Annotated in this window: 1 protein-coding gene; it reads right to left on the bottom strand. The window is 64.3% G+C overall.

Annotated features, from left to right (window positions below; genetic code table 11):
- Positions 1 to 197: 197 nt before the first annotated feature.
- A partial coding sequence (locus C1J01_RS54380; protein WP_146616086.1) for an efflux RND transporter permease subunit occupies positions 198 to 415 on the bottom strand: 218 nt, incomplete at its 5' end.

Below are 415 nucleotides of genomic sequence, written 5' to 3' on the forward strand. Positions count from 1 at the left end.
GAGATCAGCGCCAAGCTCTTGGTCAAAATGCCGCCGATCAACTCGGCGAGCAGAAACGTGCTGGTCAGCGCGAGCGCGATTTTCAATGCACGCTCGTTCCCGGTTGCATGGCTGTGGTCATGTCCTGCGCCCATGGCGAAAGCTCCTTGCGTAAGCGGCGCGGACCTTCTGTACCCGCGCCGTCAACTCCATCTCCGTCAGGCGGACCGCGGTGCCATCTCGCCCGTCCGCTCCACGTCCTCGGCTTCGTCCTTGCGGTGCGCCAGGCGATAGAGGACCGGCAATACCAGCAGGGTCAGTGCCGTCGATGAAAGGATCCCGCCAATGACCACGGTGGCAAGCGGCCGCTGCACCTCGGCTCCCGTTCCTGTGGCAATGGCCATGGGGACGAAGCCAAGCGAGGCGACCAACGCCG

Source organism: Nonomuraea aridisoli (assembly GCF_003236395.1).
GTDB lineage: Bacteria > Actinomycetota > Actinomycetes > Streptosporangiales > Streptosporangiaceae > Nonomuraea > Nonomuraea aridisoli.